Source organism: Vibrio sp. nBUS_14 (assembly GCF_051201655.1).
Taxonomy (GTDB): domain Bacteria; phylum Pseudomonadota; class Gammaproteobacteria; order Enterobacterales; family Vibrionaceae; genus Vibrio.
On record NZ_CP179207.1, the window covers coordinates 1,454,302 to 1,476,556 of the forward strand.

Consider the following 22,255-nt stretch of genomic DNA (forward strand, 5'->3'; position numbering starts at 1 on the left):
AAGCTAGGTATAAACCTCTGGCGTTTGCATTGGTCTTTGAACTATCGCGTAGAGCTTGTCGTGAAAGCTCTTCATTTGTTGCTCTGTACATTTAGGCCACTCTAGAGCTTCGCCGATCACGCCATGATGTTGAAAGGCATTAAGTCGAATCAGGACATCACTTGGCAACCCTTTCAAGTAATAGCCAACTTGCTCTATCTCGTCCTCAAGGTCACTTTTGTTCGGAATATGTAGCAATCGAACTTCATGCAACTTACCTTGTTCAGCCAAGTAATTGGTGGTTTCAAACACACGATGGTTTCCTCTGCCGACCAACCATTGGTGTGTTTCTGATTGCCATGATTTTAGGTCGATCATTGCACCATCAAGGTAAGGTAACACTTTGTCCCAACCCTGCTTTAACAACGAACCGTTACTATCAATAAAGCACGTTAAGTGTGCCAATTGCGGATCGCTTTTGATCGCTTGAAATAGCTCGATGATAAACGGCAATTGCATGGTCGCCTCACCACCTGAAACTGTGATACCACTCAGGAAGAACTGATTATGCCTCACCAGTTCAATTACATCTGATACCGTCATCGTCGTGATTTTGGGGCTCGACTTATGATCACAAATATCGATGCACTGATCGCAGTTGGTACACGCTACCGGATCCCACTTCACTTTGCCTTCAACAAGACTCAGAGCACTGCTCGGGCAGCCACTTACGCACTCTCCACAATGGTTGCAGTGGTTGATGGTATGTGGATTATGACAAGTGATGCAATCGAAATTGCACCCCTGTAGGAACAGCACCAAGCGGTTTCCTGGGCCGTCAAATCGAGTAGGAGGAGGCCTCGCAGCCTCCGTCCTCTCACACCACCGTACAAGCGTGGGTCGCATACGGCGGTTCCGAATATACTTTCAGTGACTCGTACCCATCTCTTAATGAGTACAGCCCCAACCCCTCGAACCATTTTATTGGCATGGCGTGATTAACCTGTGGCGTTAAAGCTAGATGCCACCAACCCTTATCTGACATCGCTAGCTTCCACGCATTACGCTCCGTTACACCTTGTCGCTGTAACCATGTCGCTATGCTGTGTCTGCGTTTGCGCTGCTTTAGTCGGTAGCACCTTAGTCTACGCCGTATCCATTCATCTAAGCGCTGCATTGCACTTTTACGAACAGTAAGCTTGAAGTAGTGTTGCCATCCTCTTAGATATTGAGTTAACTCCGTGATTATCACCTGTAACTCTCGTCCTCGATTTCGCTTCGTTATCTGACGTACTCGCTTCTTCATTTGAGCTTGTGCCGTCTTCGATATCCCGATTGTTCCGTCTATCTGGAAGCGATGGCTTAGGTAAGTTCGCTTTGTCACTCTCGTTGCTGCACTTTTCTTACGGTTTACCGTCAGCTTTAGTTTCTGCTCCAAGAACTCCGTTATCGACTCTTTGACTCGATGAGCGGCTTCCTCACTACGCACGTAGATTTGACAGTCATCTGCATATCGACAGAACTTATGCCCTCTACGCTCTAACTCTTTATCCAGTTCATCTAATACAATATTTGATAGTAGCGGAGATAATGGCCCACCCTGGGGTGTGCCTCGTTGTCTCTGCTCAACTAGTCCATGTCGCATTATGCCTACCTGTAGGTATGACCTAATTAGCTTTAACACGCGTTTATCAGCAATATCTTGTGACAGCCTGTGCATTAGCCTATCGTGATTCACTGTATCGAAGTATTTTGCTAGGTCTATATCTACTACATAACCTCGACCCTCTCGGATGTAGCGACTGGCGGCCGCCAATGCATGGTGCGCACTGCGGTTGGGTCTAAACCCGTAACTATTGTCGGAGAACTTCGGCTCATAGATACATGACAGCACTGATGTGATTGCCTGTTGGACTACCCTATCAAGGACTGTTGGGATACCTAATTGCCTTACGCCACCACTAGCTTTGGGGATTTCTACACCAAGAACAGATTGAGGTTGATAGCTTCCATCCAGAAGAATCTGGCGAAGCTCTTGCCCGTTTGATGCCTGTCGAAGTCTTGAGATAGTGGCGTTGATGTCGAGCTTGTCGACTCCTGCACACCCTTTGTTCTTCTTCACGCGTCTAAGAGCTTGATTCAAATTGGTTGAAGAGCAAATTTGCTCCATCAACGAAGTTGAGGTCACCAAGACTCGCCCTCCTGTCTATGCCGACCATGCTTGTCATTCTTCGTATCCATGAGCTTTACTTGCGGTATTGCCCTTTGGGACGTAGAGATGAGTTTCATCTTGCTATGACTCCACATGATTGAGTGTCTAGTGACTGCTTCTTGATATATTCAGTTCAGGCCTTCCTTTGAGTTGTACATTCTCAAAGTACTATGCCTTCTGCTGACTTCTTATTGTCCATCACACAACATCACTGCTGTATTAGTCTCTATTGAGACAAACAATAAGATCTCCCGAGGTAAGGCGTTGTTCTTTCCCTTGGCTGTGCCTGATTTACCACTACACACTTCCCGTCGAGGCATTGGACTATTCTATCTATGGCTAGGTTGCCCAAGTTGTAATGGCCTACTATCAGATTTCTGTTCGTCACAACCAAGTTTTGCCATTTGCTTCCTTCAGATTTCACCTCACGGTGAACACCCTTGCATAGGCTAACGGTTCTCGCTCGACTGAGCCCGTAGAGGACTTTCACCTCCTAGATCAACGCCATGCTCGGCGCACCACAAGAAAAGGTCAGCACACGGCTGACCTTCGCTTGTTTTTCTGTCTTATTATTATTAACCCTAGCCATTTGAGTTGTTAGATCAGAAACTTGCATAATTCACATTGTTCGTATTTGAAACACATAACGCACGCACGTTAAAGCTATTCGTATGTCGGCGACATCTCTAAGCTTACCACGCGTGGCTTACGCTCTAGAATGCCCGTATTTTTTGCAGCTTCAGCACCTAGGAAGGTAGTATTGGTGCGTGAACCTTGCTCGTCGTATTTAGCAATATCAGACAGCTTAATCATGTAACCCGTCACACGAAGCAAATCGTTCGATGCTACGTTAGCGGTGAACTCACGGTAACCCGCTTGAATAGCGCCCTTACACAGATTAAACATCGCTTCTGGATTTGATTTAACCGTTTCGTCGATAGTCAGAATGTCACTGATGCCCGATGTATAGAACTTATGATGACCTGCGGTAGCACGAACATAAGAGACGGGATCCGGTTCTGTTCCATAAGGGATGCGTACACCTGGCGTCACATCTTCATCTAAACTGATACCACCTTGAGCGTGTAACAGAGCCTTACCTTCCAGCCCATATTTCACTTCCGAGCTTTCAACAATCTCAGCCAGCTTCTCTGAAATACGATGTCCTAACTGATTTGCCGACTCATCGTGACCATAGCGCCCTGCTTTTCCTTCTTTTTCCATTAAAATGTTAACCGCCTCAGCCATGCCATAAATACCAAACATTGGCGCGAAGCGATCTTCTTCAACAAGGCCTTCTTTGGTTAAGAAACCTTCGAAGAAGTTAGACTCTTCATGTAAGAAACTGCTGCGTGCGTTCATCAATTCGATCATGATGCTGCTGTAGTTAGGTAGTACTTGCTGTAAGAAATCTACGCTGTCTTCAGATTTCACAGCCACTTGCTTCAGGTTCATACGTACTAGCGTGTTTGAACCACCCGCTAGAGGCAGAGAGTTGTAGCAACTTACGATGCCAAAACGCTTATCACCGTACGCAGCGGCATGTGCAGGATAATTAGCAATGTGCGGTTTACTGCATTCACAGATGTTGTTAGCAGCATGACGAAGCAGGTCATCAGGCGTGACTACAGGGTCATACATAAAGGTTAAGTTAGGTGCAATCTGCTTCAATTCAGCATCAACACGTAAAATGGTGCGGCATACAATGTTGTCGGTCGGGCCGATATTCACATGCATAAAGGCATCTGGCAGTGTGCGGTCCAACATAATCCAGAACAGCTTCAGCTTTTGGTATACCTGCTCATCCGTTGAATCGCCAACAAAAGGCATCAAAACATCGTCCAACTGACCTAAGTAAACCGGAATTGAAGTCACAGACGGAACGTGATGATAAAGGATGGTGAGCATGTTCAATGCTTCGTCGAAATTAGTTGCCGCGCTAAGCTCTAAATACTTGGAGCCTTGATGTAAGTATTTAGAATAATCAGGAAGCACATAGCGCGGCTTAAATGGAGCGTGACCTTCAAACATGTCACACAGCACACCTTGTTGTAAGGCTTGCTCTACTTCATTGCTTACCGGCATATACGGCAGGCTGGCTTCAGCTTCTAAGGCAAGATAGCTCGACTTCTGTTTTGGGGACAGATTGGCATCTGAAATGATATTGCTAAAGCGTTGTTGTTGCTCTGAAAGTGGTGAAGAAGTAGATGACGCAGATTGGTGGCTCATAACTAAACCCTTAGTATCTATATGGGCTTATTTTATATCTCACACTTTCATTTCCACTAGTGAAATTTGTGCAAGAGTAAATTTCCAAAATGGAAATAACCACAGAGAAACTGCCAGCTGTCGGTTTATCAATTATGGGGTTGAGGCGTAGCAAGATAGAACAAAGAATCAGACATGATTAGGGCGTGTTGATCTTTGCTGTACATTCCGTGTTCAACAATACATCGGTAGCCACATTAACATGAATGCCAGTGATAACATGCTGGCATAATTCCTTTCTAGCTTGTCATATCTACTTGAAATAGCTCGATAATGCTTAATTCTCCCAAAGGCATTTTCGACCAAGTGACGATACTTGTATAGACACCAATCCATACTGTCTTTGTCTATATCTTGTCCGTAATTGCGTTTAGCAATTACTGTTTCTCCGCCACGTTCCTTAACAAAAGTACCGAAAAGTTCGCTGTCATATCCTTTATCACAAACGATGGTATTAACTTCATCGAGTTGCTCAACTAAGCTTTCGGCATGCACTATATCGTGGCGTTGTCCCTCTGATAAATCAAAGCAAATCGGCAGGCCACCACTATCTACAGCTAAGTGAATTTTGGTTGAGTTGCCCCCGCGACTTTTTCCTATTTGCTCTGAACTTTCAGTAGCTGCACCTGTACTATGCTGATGCGCTCTAACTATAGAGCCATCAAGAAATACCCATTCAAAGTCAGCCATGCTAGATAAGCTTTTGAAAAGATTATCTAAAATCCCTTTCTTTGACCAAAGATTAAATCGTCTGTAAACGGTACTCCACTCTCCGAACTCAGAGGGTAGATCTCGCCAAGGAATACCTGTTCTCATTCGATAAAGTATTCCTTCAAATGTCATTCGATGTTCAGTTTTATCGTAAATACGACCTGTACTTTTCATAACTTGGAGTAGCAGTTCCCAGCGAATATCAGTTAGCATTGTTCTTGGCATGGTATTGGTTATGGTTTTACTTTTGGCGAAGCAAATTATAACTCTTTACCATGCTGTTCAAAAAACACTCACGAAAGATCAACACGCCCTAGAAAGTAGCTATTTAGTTATCTATTTCGTTATGAGCTATTGAGCTATTGAGCTATTAGTTTAAAACGCAAACGCGTAAAAATAGAAAACCCACATAACGGATCCAAGGTCGTTGATGTGGGTTTGGTCAATTAAGCGTGAGTACCGTTATCTGAACAACTATCTATACGCCAACTACAGGTACTTCAACTGCAGACAAATGAACTATAAATGAGGAACCACTTGTTTACGGCCTACACCCATCAGTACCTTCAAAGTACCTTGCGGGGTGTCAATTGAGAACGGTGTTGAGACTTCAACAATCGAAAAACCTGCTGCGCTCAATACATTCTGGGAGCGCTGTTCGCTGACCCCAAAATCTTCGCTGTTGTTTTCTAAGTACCAATCCCAGTGTACAAAAACCCCATCGTTTTCTAACAGGGTATAAATAAGGCTGACCGTGTCTTGTAGGTTCGGAATAAAGCCACATACCGAAGAGGTTACCACTAAGTCAAACTGATTTCTGAATGCTGGATGTTGAGCTGCAAGTCCGCGCGATAAAATATCAACGACAGGCTCTACATTAGACAGCTCTTTTTTATCTAACTCTTCAATCATCCCTTCTGAGATATCGAGAGCGATGATCTCTTTTGCAAAAGGAGATATTTTCTGGCTGAGTAATCCTGTACCACAACCAAAATCAAGGACACGGGTTCCGTTCAAATCAACGAGCTGTGTTAACTGGTCAAATGCGGACTGTGCGAATACAGCAGTAGCGGGATCGTTATCCCAATCAGGTGCGTACTCGTCCCATTGTTTCGCCATCATGGCCTCCATCTTTACTTCTTGTAGGTTCGGAACGCCCCCAGAATAAACCAAATTAGTCAATTCGTCATAGAGTTATCATGCAAAGATGGACTATTTCTAAGATAGTCAGCACAATATTAAGATAATATGCACCGCCACCCGCTCAATATGGAAATGAAATGAACCTTTCTCAAGTCCAAGCCTTTTGTTCAGTTGCTGATTTAGGGTCAGTCTCTGAAGCTGCGCGACAGCTAGAATGCAACCGAACCAAACTGAGCATGTCGATCAAAGCCTTGGAAAAAGAGTTAGATGTCGAATTGTTCGTACGAAGCGGCAACCACGTTGAACTTTCTGAAGCGGGCAAAGCGATTTACAAAGATTGCGAAGGAATGCTGGTGACGGCAGCGCGTATTAAACAAACCTGCTTACATGTTTCGGGTGAATTCAACGCCGAGATTTGGATCGCACGCGATGACTCCCTACCCGATGAAATGTGGCAAAGTTTATCTCACGCCCTAAACAACAAATACCCTTCCACTTCTTTCAACTTCGTTCTGGCTTCTAGCGGCGACTTAGCTAATCTTGTCGAAACTCAGCAAGTTGATTTTGCGTTTGGTGTTGATTACGAACGTGTCGATGATCCAAGAATTATCTACAACCCACTCGGCAAGATCCGAATGATGTCGGTATGTAAGAAAGGACATGATTTAAGTGCGATGCGAAGAGTGTCGGATGAAGTACTAAGAAATTCGATGCAAGCGACCATGGTTTATCTCAATGAAAAAGATAACCCTGAGCTTGAGCCCTTCTCTCGCCGATACATTGGTTTTTCTAGCTTCGACTTTATGTTGGATACCATTCTACGAGAAGATGCATGGGGCGTAATGCCTGAGCCATTGATACGCCATTTATTGCGTGAACAGGAACTGGCGGTGATCAAGCACACTTATGGCCTGACTCAAGAAGACTACTGTATGTTTACCGCAGCAGGTATGGCGGAACACCCAGGTATGAATTGGTTAGCGGATCAGATCAGCGATTACTTGTTTGATTTCTAAAGTGTCAGATAATGTTCTATCTCGACACCTAAAATCATCTAACAAATAGAAAGCACTCTATTTAGAAGACCATCACGTGATCCACTAAATAACGTCCGTCTTCTTCAACTAACACCATTTCTGCCACAAACTCGCCTTTCGCAATGGTATAGGCTTGCTTCCAAACAAAGGCGATGGAATCGGAGCGTCTGAATAGCGCCACTGGTTCACGTTCCGCAAAAAATCCGTTGCTGTGCTGATAATGATGACACACCTTTTCCAGATACTCAGGCGTCACAATACCCTTCATGCGCTGCGTAAAGTCTCGGCAATGCTGAGCATGGTCAACCTTGGTTGAGCCGTCCATCAAGTTGTCCATGATCGGATTAGCTATCGCCCACAACTCGCTGTCGTTGAGATCATCAAATTTCATCTTCATCCATTCCTTTTCAAGTTCAACTCAGCTCTATACTCAGGTTCAACACCAAGTTTAAGGTATAAGGTTTCAGATCGATTTCTGTAATCTTAACAGCCTGACCCTTTACACAGCTAACCTATGAGACCTTCACAACCTATGTGTTTTACTAATCATAAACCATTTGACGCCAGTTTCACATTTCCTAAAAAACAGTCATCGTCAACTTTACTGACACCTAAAGTTACCGTTAAGCAATTGAATAGTAACAACTTGAATATAAAACGGGTTACCGACATATAAACGTCATCAGATAAAGTTTGTAAAGCTAGCTCAATATTAGAACAATGAAGTTATCAAAAACATCTGGGAAATATTATGTGTGACAGGAAAAGCCAAAACGAAAACCGAGTACTATTGTTCTCAGCCCTTTTAGCATCAGGCTTCGCAATTGGCGGCTTGGTGTTGGGTCTTCTCGTTGGCTCTCTAGTCATAGTATTTGACGGTGTCTATTCTCTTATCAGCTTACTGTTAACTTTATTGTCACTAGTTGCTTCGAAATACATTAATCGCCCATCAGATAGGGAGTTCCCGTTCGGTCGAGCAATCATTGAGCCAATCGTAATCGCGATTAAAGCGATTGTGATTCTACTTGTGGTAGGTTATTCGATTTACTCTGCGATTGGTGCTCTGATGACAGGTGGTCGTGAAGTCGATGCTTCTATCGCAACTCTATTTGGTATTTTCAACGTATTGGGTTGTGGTTACGCTTGGTGGTACATCGCCAACAAGAGCAAACGTATTTCTTCAGGTTTGATCCAAGCTGAATCTAAACAGTGGCAAATGGATACACTTTTGAGTGTCGCGGTAACGGCAGGTTTCGTTGTTGCTTGGTTGGTGGCTTACTCTCCGTTTGCTGAATACGCGGTATATGCCGATCCAATGATGATGTTACTGATGTCTTTCTACTTCATCAAAGTGCCGTTCGACATGTTACATGAAGCAATGCGTGAACTGCTAATGATGTCGGCAACCAAAGATATTTGTGACGCGGTAGATAAGAATGTTGTCGCTGTGGACAAAGATGCGGATCAAGATTTGGAGTTAATGGGCGTGACCAAGGTTGGCCCAGAGCTAAGAATCAATGTTGATATTCATACCAACGACCAACAAGCGATTGCGGTCGATGATATTGAACGTACGCGCCGCCAACTTAAGCGACGCCTATCTAAGATGCCTTATGAGCTTCAATTGAACCTCAATATCGCGAGCTAAGAGCATTCTCTCTTAAGCTCAATACTCAAGACTGAACCTCTTCAGAAGCCGACGCCTTAACCGTCGGCTTTTTGTCTCTGGTTACCCACCAGCAAGCCAGTGAACCGATCGTCACCATACAAACGCCCTGCCAAAAACTCATGTTCAATGACAAACCTAGAATCATAGAAGACAGTAAGGTCGCGAAGATTGGCGTGAAATACGACATAGTGGCGAGGAAGACCATATTGCCACCCAATATCGCGGTGTTCCAAAGCGCGTAACCAGCCCCCATACAAGCCCCAGCAAGTACTAAATCAATCGCAGCGCTTGAAGTCATCACCATGCCGGTTTCGTCACTCAATGCGTATTTGATCCACAGAGTGACCGCAGTAGAGATAAAGAAAAGCACAATCGCATTCTGACCTTTGGCAACACGTTGGGTGTAATTACAATACACCGCCCAAATAATCGCGCCGAAGAATGCCATCGAATAGGTTTTTGGATTCGTCGCGATATTAGCCGCGATTTGATCGACAGAAAGCCCCTGATCGCCGCTGATACTCCAAGCCACACCAAAGAACGCCAAGACGATACTTGGATAAACCAACAAGTTGATCTTTTTATCGCTCAACAGCACCGCAAACAACACCGTTAGTGCAGGCCATAGATAGTTGATAACGGCCATTTCTAAAGCTTGATGTCGACTATTTGCCATTCCTAAAGCCAGAGCTAAGAAGATTTCGTAGCAAACGAATAAGGCACCACCGATCATCAAATACGATTTAGAGAAGCGCGACAGTTTAGGTAGACCCATAACACAAACTAACAACAGCGAGCTCACTGTATAAAGACTGGCTGCGCCACCAATTGGGCCCAGTTGTTCTGACACACTACGAGACAATGCAATTAAGCAGCTCCATAGTAAAATGGCAGCAATGCCGTAGCAGCTATGACGATGAGATTTCAGCACGCCTCTTCCTTATTTTTATTGTAATGGGGTAATCAAAGCGAGCTTAAAGCAAAGGTAGGCTTAAACACCACTATCGATAAATTGCAGTAAGTAAAAATAAGTAGCCGAGCACATAACTTTACTCGGCTATCAATCATTCACTCAAAAATCTAATAGCAATTATGCTAGTAAAAGAGCTTGCAGGTCAGTAAGAGACTTAACCTGATAATGAGGGTTAATTCCGGCTGGCGTCGCTTTCTCTTGGCTGTTCAACCAACAGGTCTCAATACCAAAATCCAAGCCACCTAAAATATCAGAATGTGGGTTATCCCCGACCATCAATACGCGCTGCTTCGATGGCAATCCAATCAGCTTATGTGCATGTTCAAAAATTTCGGCGTCTGGTTTAGCAACACCCACTTCCTCAGAAATAATCACGTGCTCAAAGTAGTCCGCCATTCCTGTTCGTTCTAAACGGATTGACTGCAGCTCTGTGAAACCATTGGTGATGATGCCCATGTTCACTTTGCCTTTTAACGACTCCATCAACTCTTTTGCACCAGGAAGCAGAGAACAGATGTCAGCCATTGCGGCTAAAAAGGCACTGTTTAGTGCTGCCGTTGTGGTCTCTAATTTTGCTGCCCAGCTTTCAAAACGCGCGTGCTTCAGTTGTGCCGCCGTAATACGGCCATCTTGGTAATCGACCCATAATGGCAAATTAACCTCTTGATAAACTAGATAATCCTGTTCGCTAAAGTCCACGCCAAAACGGGAGAACATCAGCTTCATTCCTTGAAAAGCATCAAAGTGGAACAAAGTTTCATCTGCATCAAAGAATATCCAATCGTACTTCATTTTATTTCCTATTATTCGCGCGGTTGAGCAGTGCTTGTATTTATTTTCTCGTTGCCTCAAAGGCCAGATGCGCATTCTACTATCAATTTTGTGAGCCTGAATATAGTTCTAAGAATTTATAGAAAACAAGCAACAAGTCATGATGTATCGCAAATTTTGCCACATATTAAACCAATACCATACAAGAAATACACTTAAGTACCATGAAGTACTTCTTACCGCCATCCGTCATGCTCACCCCATGCCTTGTAAAGTATAATGATGAAGAACCGGCGACGGTGTCGCCTGAGCGGCCTACGGCCGAAAACAAAGAGACTCAACCTACTAGGGTGCTTTACATGGATCGTTTATCCTATAGGTCATGCATCCGAATAAGCCCATCAAACAACTCTTCAATGCCAACGATACTTGGCTGAACTACCTCAATAAGTACCGAGAAACCCTCCGAACCGTCGTCATTGAAAACGTCACCAAGATGCTCGCTTGCAGTACCGCTGCTTTTGGCTCTAAAGAGTATCGATGCACTCATGCTGACTGCACCCATCACAAATACATTCACCAGACGTGTAAATCTCGCTTTTGCAGCAGTTGTGGCATAAAAGCCACAGAGCGGTGGATACGAAAGCAACAACATGTCTTTCCTGAGTGTGAGTATCAACACGTTACGTTGACGCTACCACACACGTTGTGGCCCATCTTTCGGGATAATCGTTTTCTTCTCAATCATCTCTTTAGCTGCGCAGCCAAAATCTTCTTAGGATGGGCAAAGCAACTCGATATCGATATTGGCGTGTTCTGTGCACTTCATACCTACGGCAGAAAGCTGAATTGGAATGTGCACATCCATTTGTCTGTCACCCGTGGGGGTTTATGTAAGAAGACTGGTCTATGGAAGCCGATTTTCTTTAAAGCTAAGACCACTGAGAAGTGTTGGCGCGGTGCCATCACTCAACTTCTCAGCTCCAATTACTCAGAGTTAGACTTGAGTGGAGAGGACTGCCCTTTCATTCGTAATGAGCAAGATTGGTCCCGATTTTTAACCAGCCAATATTGCCGTCGATGGAAGCTGCACTTTGCAAAGAAAACAGCCAACGTGACGCCAACCATGACTTACCTCGGCCGATACCTAAAACGGCCACCGATATCGGCGTCGCGTTTACGACATAACTTCCAGGGAGGCTTGGTGACGTTTGATTACCTCAACCATAGAAATGGTCGAACGGAATCCCTCATTTTGAGTCCAGAAGCTCTGATAGAACGCATGATTGAGCATATTCCAGATAAGCACTTCAAAATGATTCGATACTTCGGTTTTCTATCAAACCGACGTCGTGGTGAGATGCTCCCTAAGGTCTACGGTGCCTTGGGTGTCGCACCTAAAGACGCACCTGAAATGCCCGGTTACGCAGCTATGCTGAAAGGGTATGTGAAGGTTGACCCGTTTGAGTGCATTCTTTGTGGGCACCGTTTAACGTTTCTTCGCTTTAGGGCTGGGGAGCCGCTGTCAGAGCTGGTCCACCATGCTCTGGTTCAAGCCCAAATCAGGTCAATTTAGGCGTTTCACAGGATGGGTGTATCTGAAATAGCGAAAACAGCATGAAAGTGTTCAACAAACATCCGTGTTTAGATTGTAGAGCAGAAGTTAGGTCTGTCCGGGACTCATTCTGACGTGAGTTATGCCGCGATTGTTCAGGTCAGGAAACATTGAGATTCCTTACCTTGAACCAGAAGAGACCTCTGACGCCTTAGATACCGATGAGCCTCAAATTGAAGCTAACGATGACTCAAGTAAACCTTCGACACAAACTGAACTTGAACCGACGTTGAGTGAATAGCCTTTAGTGTTCATGGTCTTGGTCATGGTCATGGAGCGCCGTACTGTTCTTAAATTAATCAATCGTTCGCTTTCCATTACTGACAATAACCACATAAGAAAACCATAAAAACGATTGCTATATGAGCCCTATCACAACGCATAATCACAAAGTGGTAGTTCGGAATCAAAGTTGTTCCAGATCAATGGTCGACCAGTTGATTGCCGACAACATATAGGAAATTAAAAAACATAATTAACGGAGTTTTCTAATGTCTACTGCATTTTATATCCCTACAATCAACTTCATGGGTACTGGCTGTTTGAAAGATGCTGCTGATAGCATTCAGTCTCAAGGCTTCAAAAAAGGTCTGATCGTTACGGATAAGGTACTTAACCAAATTGGTGTGGTTAAACAGGTACAAGACCTACTTAGCCAACGTGGCGTAGACGCAGTTGTATTCGACGGCACTCAACCCAACCCAACCATCACGAACGTTAATGATGGTCTTGAATTACTAACTGACAACGATTGTGATTTCGTTGTTTCTCTAGGTGGAGGTTCTCCACACGATTGTGCAAAAGGTATTGCCCTAGTTGCTTCTAACGGTGGCAAGATTGCAGATTACGAAGGCGTTGATCAGTCAGAAAAACCAATGATGCCTCTAATTGCTATCAACACAACAGCAGGTACAGCTTCTGAAATGACGCGTTTCTGCATCATTACTGACGAAGCTCGTCACATTAAGATGGCTATCGTTGATAAACACACAACACCACTTATCTCAGTAAACGATCCTGAGTTGATGCTTGCTAAACCTGCATCACTAACGGCAGCAACAGGCATGGATGCCTTAACACACGCAATCGAGGCTTACGTTTCTATCGCAGCAACGCCAATCACAGACGCAGTAGCAATTAAAGCAATTGAACTTGTGCAAGCACACCTAAGAACAGCCGTAGCGCACGGCGAAGACATTGAAGCTCGTGAGCAAATGGCTTACGCACAGTTCATGGCTGGCATGGCATTCAACAACGCTTCATTGGGTTACGTTCATGCAATGGCGCATCAACTGGGTGGTTTCTACGACCTTCCACACGGTGTATGTAACGCTATCTTGCTACCACACGTTCAACGCTACAACGCACAAGTTTGCCCAGAGCGTCTACGTGACGTTGCAAAAGCGATGGGTGTGAATGTTGAAGGAATGACAGCAGAGCAAGGCGCAGAAGCGGCTATCAACGCGATTGTTCAACTCGCAAACGATGTTAATATCCCAACGGGTATCGCACAGCTTGGGGCTAAGCTAGAAGACATCCCGACTCTTTCTGACAACGCACTAAAAGACGCTTGTGGTTTCACTAATCCTAAACAAGCGACTCACGAAGAAATCTCAGCGATCTTCGAAGCAGCAATGTAATCTAGCGACAAGTAATTCGAGCTAGAAACACGCGGCTCTTGCTAAAAACAAATAGCTAACACAAACGGGCTCACCCTCCGAGCCCGTTTTTTTATCTGTCCGATACCTTTCAGATCTTTACCCTCATCACTAATCAGTAGCGACTAATCACTAGTGAGTATTTGTGAGATTTGGGCATCGTTAGATAGAAAACGAGGCACAAAAAAGCACATCATGTGATGTGCTTTTTCAGTTCAATCTAAGGCTTAAGCTGTAGCCTTAACCTTTGTCGTTTCTTACTCTTGCCGCTTCTGCTTCACGCTTGTCGACAACCGTTTTTCCGATTGGCGCCAATGAGATAACCGCTAGCTTAAGATGTTGAATCGCAAACGGAATACCAATGATAGTAATGAAACACGCTACTGCTGACGTGATGTGACCAATCGCCAACCAGATTCCAGCAAATAAGAACCAAATGATGTTACCAATCATACCAAGCGGGCTGGTACCGATGTCAGTTTCATTGGTCAATTCATCACGTGAAATCGCTTCTTGACCAAATGGGAAGAATGAGAAGTTACCCATTACAAAACACGCTCTACCCCATGGAATACCAACGATGGTGAGGAATGCGAGCAGTCCGAAGAACCACCATGCCAATCCCATAAATACGCCACCAAACAGAAACCAAATGATGTTTCCTACTGTTCTCATGTTGTCTTCTCCAAATCTTTGAACGCTGTTTATTTCATATTCCGGGTAAGGCAATACTTGTTCTAATAGGTTCATTATTATTGAGTCTTTATGAACCGCCTATGAATCGCCTACATTTTATGTGATTGATACACACCACGAAACGCCAAATCCGCATAGGGATCATCGATTTTATTTGATACCATGTTCGTAGATTTTTAGTATCACAAAGCTAAACAGCTACAACAACTCATTTAAGGCCGAACTTATGAACAACCCTGAGCAACCTAAAAAGAAAATGAAAAATTGGGTGCCAATCGTCTTCTTCGGACTTCTCAGCACGGTGCCTGTATTCATGTTTTTAGTCGACGTGTACATCAACCAATACATATGACAAGCCCCCGCCATCCTATCGGCGTAAAAATGAATACAGGAAACATGTCCTGTATTCATCTCAGTTAACTCACTTCAGCTGTAATCAATTCAACTCTTCTGCGATCAAACCAACTCTTCGTTAATAAAATCTAGAATGTCGATCAGCTCATGATCTGGCAAATTTAGTAAGTTATCCCCTACGTACCATTCAATCTTACATTGGTTTGGCAGTTCGCTGATCGCTGGGTTTCCTATCCAAACCTTATACTTCTTAGCTATATTGTCGCGCAGGATAATGCCATCCTCAAAACTCACGGGTAAATAGAGGTGAAACATGTTTACTTGGGGTTGCTGCGGGTTCACTTTGAACTGCGGGTAATCTTTTAGGATTTGATAGATTTGCTTAGTACGCTCATACAATGCTGGCATCAACTCAATCCGTTGATCAAACTGCATTGCTGCCGAAACCACGTAAGGCGTGCGATGATAAACATTTCCGCCCTGACGCTTCATCCATGCCGATGCTTTTGCTACGAAAGCCTTGTCACCTAATAGGAGTTAGCCCCCAAGTCCGTTTAATCCTTTGTACAGCGAAACATAAGCCGTATCGAACCCCTTAGCAATCTCGCTATATGGCTTTTGATAATACGCGCCGCACTCCCACAAACGAGCCCCATCCATATGCAGATGAATCGATTGTTCTTTGCAGTACTGCTTTATCGCTTCAAGTTCTTCCCACTCAGGCAGCTGACCACCAATCTCTCGCATCGGTAGTTCATACAATGCCGCGGCAATCTCATCAGGCCAAGCCTTTAAGTCGTCGACATCCCAAGTGCGGAATACATTACCAACCGGAAGTACATTGAAACGGTTCTGGAGCTGATACCCTTGGCGTTCATGGCGCATAATATGGCTGGATTCGTGCATCGCTATTAAAGGATTTCTTTTTTCTTGGCAAGCAATCTCTAACGCTGTCGGTTGATTCATGGTGCCAGTAATCACAAACACGGCGGCCTCATAGCCGAGCAAATCAGCCACTTTGTTTTCAAAACTATCAATAAAATCGCCATCACCATAGGTGTCGTGCGCCACATCATGTGTTTCGCACCATTCAGCCATTTGCGCGAAGGTTTGGGCTGGTGTTGGATCGAAGTAAGGGCGGGATCGAACTTTAGTTATTGAAAATAAATAACTTTATTTTCAATTGGAACTTTTCCTGATAGTCACGATCAGATCATGAAATAAAAAATATGAGAAACTCGCATGATTATCATTGAACAGCTAAAAAAAGTGAAAGATACCCGTTCGCACATCAACCAAGTCTACCCTGTTATAGAAGTCGCTTTTGTTGTCATAACAGCCATGCTTTGTGGTCAAAACAAGTGGACGGATATCAAGGATTTTGGTGAAGGAAATATCGACTGGTTACGTGAGTATTTCCCCTACGAAAATGGCCTTCCTACTCGTCATAATATTGCAGCAATTATGAGGACTATTGTTCCTGAAACACTCTTAGAAGCTATGGTGGGCTGGGTTAATTTGCATAGAGAGAGGCATGCTCAACCTATCATCAGTGTTGACGGGAAGGTACTAAAAGGTGCTAAAGCAAACAAACAAGATAACCCCCTTTATATGGTCTCGGCATTCGATGTTGATGAAGGTTTGACCCTCACACATCAACCCTGTAAAGGCAAAGGGACGGAGCTAACAGCGATAAGAAACCTGTTAGATACTTTAGATATAAAAGGATGTCTATTAACGGCTGATGCCCTGCATTGTCAGGTTGAAACTCTGAATAAAGTGGTTGATAAAGGTGGCGATTTCTTAGTGCAAGTCAAACTGAATCAGCCCAGTTTGCTTGCAGAAGTGGATGCACAATTCCAAGACTATTGGTCTTTGCCTGAAGATAAACAAGAGTCATACATCACCGAAGATAAAGGGCATGGCAGAAAAGAGGTTCGTGAGGTTTACGTTCTCCCAGCAGCCTTCAGTGAAGCACTCAGAGAAAAGTGGTCTGTCGTTAAAAGTGTTGTTGCAGTGGTGAGAGATAGAAGTGTCAAAGGGAAAGGAAGTTATGAAACATCGTATTATATTTGCACAGATCACTTGTCGTTAGAGTTAGCCTTACAAGCGACCAGAAAACACTGGCACATCGAGAACCAGCAGCACTGGGCGTTGGACGTTATTTTCAAAGAAGATGAACAATGTATTTATGCTGGAGATTCAGCACTAAATATGGCTTGTTGCAGACGTTTTGTTCAGAACTTGTTTAGAAAATCCGAAGGGAACTTGTCAGTACCCAGGAAGATGAATAAAGCGGTATGGGACAAAGATTACAGAGCTTCGGTTTTGTTTACATCAAATTAACAAAGTACATTCGTGCCCTTGGATCGAAGTGACCAGAAAGCAGCAAATTACATTGTTGACGCAAGTCCGTGCTCATACCTTTTCCTTTATTCATTGTCGTACTATGTAGGGTGATTAAATTATTTACGTTAGCCTTCAACGGTGACATAAAGTGCACCTCTTAGCTTTTATTATTAGCGAATAATTAGTTTTACGCAGTCGTCGGCTGTGTGTGCCGGAAATATTCAAATTGACGGATGTTTTATATAATTAAGTCCCTAAAAACACGCGCACCTAACTAGATAAGTATGGGCTAATTCGTTGTTGTTCAACCATTCTTCTATTATTGTATATCTATAACTCCAATAAATATTATTCGTTAATGGACAAAGAGAGCTATATATCGAAAATCGAGTCTTGGTGCTATTCGCCCACCCTTCTCAGCATCGCTCTGAAGCTAACAAACCCTTATTTGAGCAAGCCAAGCGTATTGAAGGCGTCACCTGTGTCGACCTTTATGCTGAATCCCCAACCTTCAAGATCAATATCGATCGTGAGCAGAAACGCCTGTTGGACCATGACATCATCATTTTTCAGTTCCCACTATATTGGTACTCAACACCGGCGATTCTTAAAGAGTGGCAAGACCTCGTCCTAGAATACGGATTTGCTTACGGCATCGACGGTAATGAACTGCAAGGTAAGAGCTTGTTATGCAGTATCACCGCTGGCGGGAAAAAAGATGCTTATCAGACTGACGGTTATAACCACTTCACCATACGTGAACTGCTTCACCCGATCGAACAAACGGCGTCTTTGTGCGGCATGAACTACTTGGCTCCATTAGCTTTATTTGGTTCACGTACTGCGTTAGAAGAAGGCCGAATTCAAGATCACGTAAATAGTTACAAATCGCTTTTAGAGGCTTTTGTTGCGGCCAAAGTCGACCTCAAAAAGGCAAGCAAGGTTGAAAAGCTAAACCATTACGTCGATGAAATGATGAGTAGAGGTTAGATCATGACAGGGTATTTTCTACAAGCATTTATCTATTTGCTCGCGGCAGTCATCGCCGTCCCTATCGCCAAGAGGTTTGGCCTAGGTTCTGTGCTTGGCTACCTGATTGCCGGTGTTGTGATTGGTCCAATTATTGGATTAGTTGGCGAAGAGACCACGACCATTCAACACTTTGCCGAATTCGGTGTGGTCATTATGTTGTTCTTAGTCGGGCTGGAACTTGAGCCGAAGATGCTTTGGGCAATGAGAAACCGCCTTATGGGACTGGGTGGCTTGCAAGTTGGAGGCACTACCGCGATTGTAATGGGGATTGCTCTGTTCTTTGGGCAACCTTTAACGATCGCGTTGACTATCGGTTTGATCTTTGCACTGTCATCTACCGCGATTGTTCTTCAAACGTTTAATGAGAAAGGGCTATCAAAGACAGAAGGCGGTAAGAATGCTTTTTCAGTCTTACTATTCCAAGATATCGCCGTCATTCCGATGTTGGCATTTATTCCCTTATTGGCTCTTCCTGAAATGGTTGCTTTGGCAGAAAGCGCAGCACAAACCGCAGCACATCACGATGAGTTAAGTTTGGTTGCAGGCTTACCAAGCTGGGCATATGGCCTTGTTATTACCGCTTCCATCGCCATCGTGGTTGTGGGAGGACGTTATCTAAGTCGCCCACTGTTCCGCTTCGTTGCAAGCTCAGGCCTACGTGAAATCTTCACCGCAACGGCGCTGATGTTGGTTATTGGTATTGCCGCGCTGATGAGCCTGGTTGGTTTGTCTCCAGCACTTGGTACATTCTTAGCGGGCGTTGTACTTGCCAACAGTGAATTCAGACACGAACTGGAATCTAACATTGACCCATTCAAAGGGCTGTTGCTTGGCCTGTTCTTCATTACGGTAGGTGCAGGTATCGATTTTGGTGTTCTGTTTAACGACTTTGGACTCATCATTGGTTTAACGCTAGGCGTAATGGCACTCAAAGCATTGGTGCTGTGCACTCTGGCGCTGATCTTTAAAATCAAAAACAGCGACCGATGGTTGTTTACGTTGAGCTTGGCGCAAGCCGGTGAATTCGGTTTTGTACTACTGAGCTTCTCAGCCCAAAACCATGTGCTGCCCTCTGATATTGTTCAAACATTATCGCTGGTTGTCGCCCTTTCAATGTTCTTAACACCTGGCCTGTTCATTTTGTTTGATAAAGTGATTCTGCCTCGCTACGAACAAAAATCTAACGACCGTGAAGAAGATACCATCGAAGAGAAAGGCACAGTCATCATTGCTGGTATTGGCCGATTCGGTCAGATCGTTAACCGCTTATTGGTATCGAATGATGTCAATACTGTGGTTCTGGATCACCAAGCCAACCAAGTAGATTTGTTACGCTCCATCAATATCAAATCTTATTTTGGTGATGCGACTCGTCATGACCTATTACACACTGCGGGAATCGAAGAAGCCGCGATGTTGGTTGTGGCTATCGACAACCAAGACTCAAGCGTTGAATTGGTGAAATACGTTAAACACACCTACCCTAAAGTGAAAATCTTAGCGCGAGCATTCGACCGTGGTCACAGCTATCGCCTAAGAGAAGCCGGTGCAGATTTTGTGGAATCAGAAACGTATCACTCGGCGCTGGAAATGGGTGCAGAAGCGTTGCGTTCTTTGGGTCATCATCCATTCTTCGTTGAACAGCAAAAATCAACGTATCAGCGTGTTGAAAGTCGTAAGTCTGAAAAGCTCTACCAAGCTTGGTCTGAAGCAGAAGAGAACCCGCGCTACGACAATAACTACCGACAAATCTTCATTCACCTTGAAGAAGCAATGAAAGAAGATATGAAAAAAGACCGTTCAGACAAGCACTCTCGATCTGAACGAGGTTGGACACCGCCACCGAAAGGCTATGCAGATGGCTTTGAGGAAGAAGAAAGCTAAGCGGGAATTCTAATAAACACTCTAAGTAACCATTCAAAAAGCGGCTCTCGGGCCGATTTTTCATTGTCTAGACACGAACAGCGTGATCGATGAAGCCAAAACACCGGACCTAAATCAGATGAACCACGAGATTTATGTGATCCAGTTATAATTTTCAATCTCAAGCTACCCGTCAAAAATGAATTCAGTTTTTACAATTATGAAACATTAGCTCATTGCATAAACCACACCTTAAACATGGCTATATATGCACTCATTTTAGCGACTCACTTGCCAACTAAAATAGAAATGACCAGTTTCAGGGGTTTGAATAACATTGCATATATCAAAACCAGCCTGTATCGCCCAATAGAACCATTCACAAAACCAATAACTTGAGCGCTTAATTCACAAATAAAAACCATTTGAATTAACATAAATGTTTCAAAAGGTATCTTTAGTTACAATTTGTAACGAATTGAAGTTATCGGTATAGTCCTGCCATCAAAAAAGTGAGACCTATGCGCTCACCTTAAAGGAGATATAATAATGATCACTAATGATGCCGTAATTATGGGCATGTTAGCTGTTATTCTTGGCGGTGTATTTATCACGGAAAGTAGCCAAAACAGCGCACTGAAAAAATTCTATTCATTCATCCCAGGCCTATTGCTCTGCTACTTTGTTCCTTCATTGTTGAACAGCTTCGGCATCATCGATGCGTCAAACTCAAAGCTATACTTCGTAGCAAGCCGCTACCTACTTCCAAGTGCATTAGTTCTTCTGATCATCTCAGCTGACCTACGCAAGATTTTTGGACTAGGTTCAAAAGCCGTCATCATGTTCCTTACCGGTACTGTCGGCATTATCATTGGTGGTCCACTGGCTATCTTGATCATTGAGCAAATCAACCCTGACCTTGTATCTGGTGACGTATGGCGTGGCCTAACAACCGTTGCAGGTTCTTGGATTGGCGGCGGTGCAAACCAAGCCGCAATGAAAGAAGTGTTCGAGGTTGATGATCAACTCTTCTCTGCAATGATTACAGTAGACGTTATCTGTGCAAACATTTGGATGGCTGTATTGCTTATCATGGCTGGCCGTCAGAAGAAGATTGATGCATGGTTAAAAGCGGATACTTCATCTATTGAAGAGCTAAAAGAGACCGTATCTAAATACCAAGAAGAGAACGCTCGCCCAACTACCACAACCGATCTAATGAAGATCACGGGGATTGCATTCGGTCTTACCGGCCTAGCTCACCTATTCAGTGACCTAATCGCACCTTGGATCTCGACTAACGCACCAGAACTCGCAAAATACAGCCTTACATCAGGTTTCTTCTGGTTAATCGTAATGGTAACAACGTTCGCGCTCATCGCTTCATGCTTCAAATCGACACGCAGCCTTGAACACAGCGGCGCGTCAAAAGTGGGCTCGGCATTCATCTACATCCTAGTTGCAACTATTGGTATGCAAATGGATGTGACAGCTATCTTAGACAACCCAGGTTACTTCTTCATTGGTATTACATGGCTAACTATCCATGCCATTCTAATGATTGTGATGGCGAAGCTTATCCGTGCACCACTGTTCTTCATGGCAGTTGGTAGCCAAGCTAACGTAGGCGGCGCAGCATCGGCTCCTATCGTAGCAGCGGCATTCCACCCTGCATTAGCTCCAGTCGGTATCCTAATGGCGGTACTTGGTTACGCACTAGGTACGTACGGTGCTTACATCTGTGGCCTAATCATGCAGGCTGCTGCGGGTTAATTGAGTTAACGTCACTCAAACTAACCATTAAACATCAAAGTCCGATATTGGTACGCCAATATCGGACTTTTTTACGCCTACAAGTATTGAAGAGTTTCATTTTTGGACTTCTCAATCTTCTTGTTCACATACGATTGAGAGACGGGATCGAT

Annotated in this window: 17 protein-coding genes and 3 pseudogenes; 9 read left to right on the top strand and 11 right to left on the bottom strand. The window is 44.1% G+C overall.

Annotated features, from left to right (window positions below; translation table 11 throughout):
* Window positions 1-3: 3 nt before the first annotated feature.
* From ACMAZD_RS24270 to ACMAZD_RS24295, 6 genes and pseudogenes are all read right to left on the bottom strand, one after another.
* Window positions 4-819, bottom strand: a pseudogene (locus ACMAZD_RS24270) (YjjW family glycine radical enzyme activase); the annotation flags it as partial.
* A gap of 37 nt (window positions 820-856) precedes the next feature.
* Window positions 857-2,149 (bottom strand): group II intron reverse transcriptase/maturase, encoded by a 1,293-nt coding sequence (gene ltrA / locus ACMAZD_RS24275; RefSeq protein WP_435249317.1) that lies wholly within the window; start codon window positions 2,147-2,149, stop codon window positions 857-859.
* A 562-nt stretch (window positions 2,150-2,711) separates the two neighbouring features.
* Window positions 2,712-2,807: pseudogene (locus ACMAZD_RS24280) on the bottom strand (YjjW family glycine radical enzyme activase); the annotation flags it as partial.
* A 47-nt stretch (window positions 2,808-2,854) separates the two neighbouring features.
* On the bottom strand, window positions 2,855-4,420 hold the full coding sequence (locus ACMAZD_RS24285) for a YjjI family glycine radical enzyme (RefSeq protein WP_435249798.1): 1,566 nt from the start codon (window positions 4,418-4,420) through the stop codon (window positions 2,855-2,857).
* Between the two features lie 213 nt (window positions 4,421-4,633).
* On the bottom strand, window positions 4,634-5,395 hold the full coding sequence (locus tag ACMAZD_RS24290) for an IS5 family transposase (RefSeq protein WP_435249060.1): 762 nt from the start codon (window positions 5,393-5,395) through the stop codon (window positions 4,634-4,636).
* Between the two features lie 294 nt (window positions 5,396-5,689).
* The gene (locus tag ACMAZD_RS24295) at window positions 5,690-6,289 is read right to left on the bottom strand and encodes a class I SAM-dependent DNA methyltransferase (RefSeq protein ID WP_435250537.1); all 600 of its coding nucleotides are present in this window, start codon (window positions 6,287-6,289) and stop codon (window positions 5,690-5,692) included.
* A gap of 161 nt (window positions 6,290-6,450) precedes the next feature.
* Here ACMAZD_RS24295 and ACMAZD_RS24300 point away from each other — a divergent pair, with 161 nt between their 5' ends.
* Window positions 6,451-7,329, top strand: coding sequence for a LysR family transcriptional regulator (locus tag ACMAZD_RS24300; RefSeq protein ID WP_009845583.1), 879 nt, complete (start codon window positions 6,451-6,453; stop codon window positions 7,327-7,329).
* A 61-nt stretch (window positions 7,330-7,390) separates the two neighbouring features.
* On the opposite strand, the gene ACMAZD_RS24305 is transcribed toward ACMAZD_RS24300, so the two are convergent.
* Complete coding sequence (locus ACMAZD_RS24305) at window positions 7,391-7,741, bottom strand: hypothetical protein (RefSeq protein ID WP_435250538.1); 351 nt, start codon at window positions 7,739-7,741, stop codon at window positions 7,391-7,393.
* A 360-nt stretch (window positions 7,742-8,101) separates the two neighbouring features.
* Here ACMAZD_RS24305 and ACMAZD_RS24310 point away from each other — a divergent pair, with 360 nt between their 5' ends.
* Window positions 8,102-8,998, top strand: coding sequence for a cation diffusion facilitator family transporter (locus ACMAZD_RS24310; RefSeq protein WP_435249799.1), 897 nt, complete (start codon window positions 8,102-8,104; stop codon window positions 8,996-8,998).
* Between the two features lie 25 nt (window positions 8,999-9,023).
* Here the strand turns inward: ACMAZD_RS24310 and yddG are convergent, their stop codons facing one another.
* Together yddG and yjjG are read right to left on the bottom strand one after the other, a co-directional pair.
* Complete coding sequence (gene yddG, locus ACMAZD_RS24315; protein WP_435249800.1) at window positions 9,024-9,950, bottom strand: aromatic amino acid DMT transporter YddG; 927 nt, start codon at window positions 9,948-9,950, stop codon at window positions 9,024-9,026.
* A 159-nt stretch (window positions 9,951-10,109) separates the two neighbouring features.
* Window positions 10,110-10,784, bottom strand: a complete 675-nt coding sequence (yjjG, locus tag ACMAZD_RS24320) for a pyrimidine 5'-nucleotidase (RefSeq protein ID WP_435249801.1) — start codon at window positions 10,782-10,784, stop codon at window positions 10,110-10,112.
* Window positions 10,785-11,145: 361 nt separating this feature from the next.
* Between yjjG and ACMAZD_RS24325 the strand changes: the two genes are divergently transcribed.
* The 3 genes from ACMAZD_RS24325 (at window position 11,146) to yiaY (ending at window position 14,018) form a co-directional block, all read left to right on the top strand.
* Window positions 11,146-12,339: an IS91 family transposase gene (locus ACMAZD_RS24325; RefSeq protein ID WP_435247018.1), complete on the top strand. Its 1,194-nt coding sequence runs from the start codon at window positions 11,146-11,148 to the stop codon at window positions 12,337-12,339.
* A gap of 121 nt (window positions 12,340-12,460) precedes the next feature.
* On the top strand, window positions 12,461-12,619 hold the full coding sequence (locus ACMAZD_RS24330) for a hypothetical protein (protein WP_435249802.1): 159 nt from the start codon (window positions 12,461-12,463) through the stop codon (window positions 12,617-12,619).
* Window positions 12,620-12,869: 250 nt separating this feature from the next.
* A complete protein-coding gene (yiaY, locus tag ACMAZD_RS24335; RefSeq protein ID WP_435249803.1) occupies window positions 12,870-14,018 on the top strand; it encodes an L-threonine dehydrogenase in 1,149 nt (382 codons plus the stop codon).
* Between the two features lie 258 nt (window positions 14,019-14,276).
* Here the strand turns inward: yiaY and ACMAZD_RS24340 are convergent, their stop codons facing one another.
* Together ACMAZD_RS24340 and ACMAZD_RS24345 are read right to left on the bottom strand one after the other, a co-directional pair.
* Window positions 14,277-14,711: a YccF domain-containing protein gene (locus ACMAZD_RS24340; RefSeq protein WP_435250539.1), complete on the bottom strand. Its 435-nt coding sequence runs from the start codon at window positions 14,709-14,711 to the stop codon at window positions 14,277-14,279.
* A 477-nt stretch (window positions 14,712-15,188) separates the two neighbouring features.
* A pseudogene (locus ACMAZD_RS24345) lies at window positions 15,189-16,244 on the bottom strand (threonine aldolase family protein).
* 84 nt (window positions 16,245-16,328) lie between these two features.
* Here ACMAZD_RS24345 and ACMAZD_RS24350 point away from each other — a divergent pair.
* From ACMAZD_RS24350 to ACMAZD_RS24365, 4 genes are all read left to right on the top strand, one after another.
* Window positions 16,329-17,432 carry an ISAs1 family transposase gene (locus ACMAZD_RS24350; protein WP_435247125.1) on the top strand — a complete coding sequence of 368 codons (1,104 nt, stop codon included), beginning with the start codon at window positions 16,329-16,331 and terminating at the stop codon, window positions 17,430-17,432.
* A 381-nt stretch (window positions 17,433-17,813) separates the two neighbouring features.
* Window positions 17,814-18,425 (top strand): NAD(P)H-dependent oxidoreductase, encoded by a 612-nt coding sequence (locus ACMAZD_RS24355; protein ID WP_435250540.1) that lies wholly within the window; start codon window positions 17,814-17,816, stop codon window positions 18,423-18,425.
* A gap of 3 nt (window positions 18,426-18,428) precedes the next feature.
* Entirely contained in the window at window positions 18,429-20,351 is a 1,923-nt protein-coding gene (locus ACMAZD_RS24360) for a monovalent cation:proton antiporter-2 (CPA2) family protein (protein ID WP_435249804.1), read from the top strand.
* A gap of 528 nt (window positions 20,352-20,879) precedes the next feature.
* Window positions 20,880-22,103, top strand: coding sequence for a DUF819 domain-containing protein (locus ACMAZD_RS24365; protein WP_435249805.1), 1,224 nt, complete (start codon window positions 20,880-20,882; stop codon window positions 22,101-22,103).
* The last annotated feature ends 152 nt before the right edge of the window (window positions 22,104-22,255 follow it).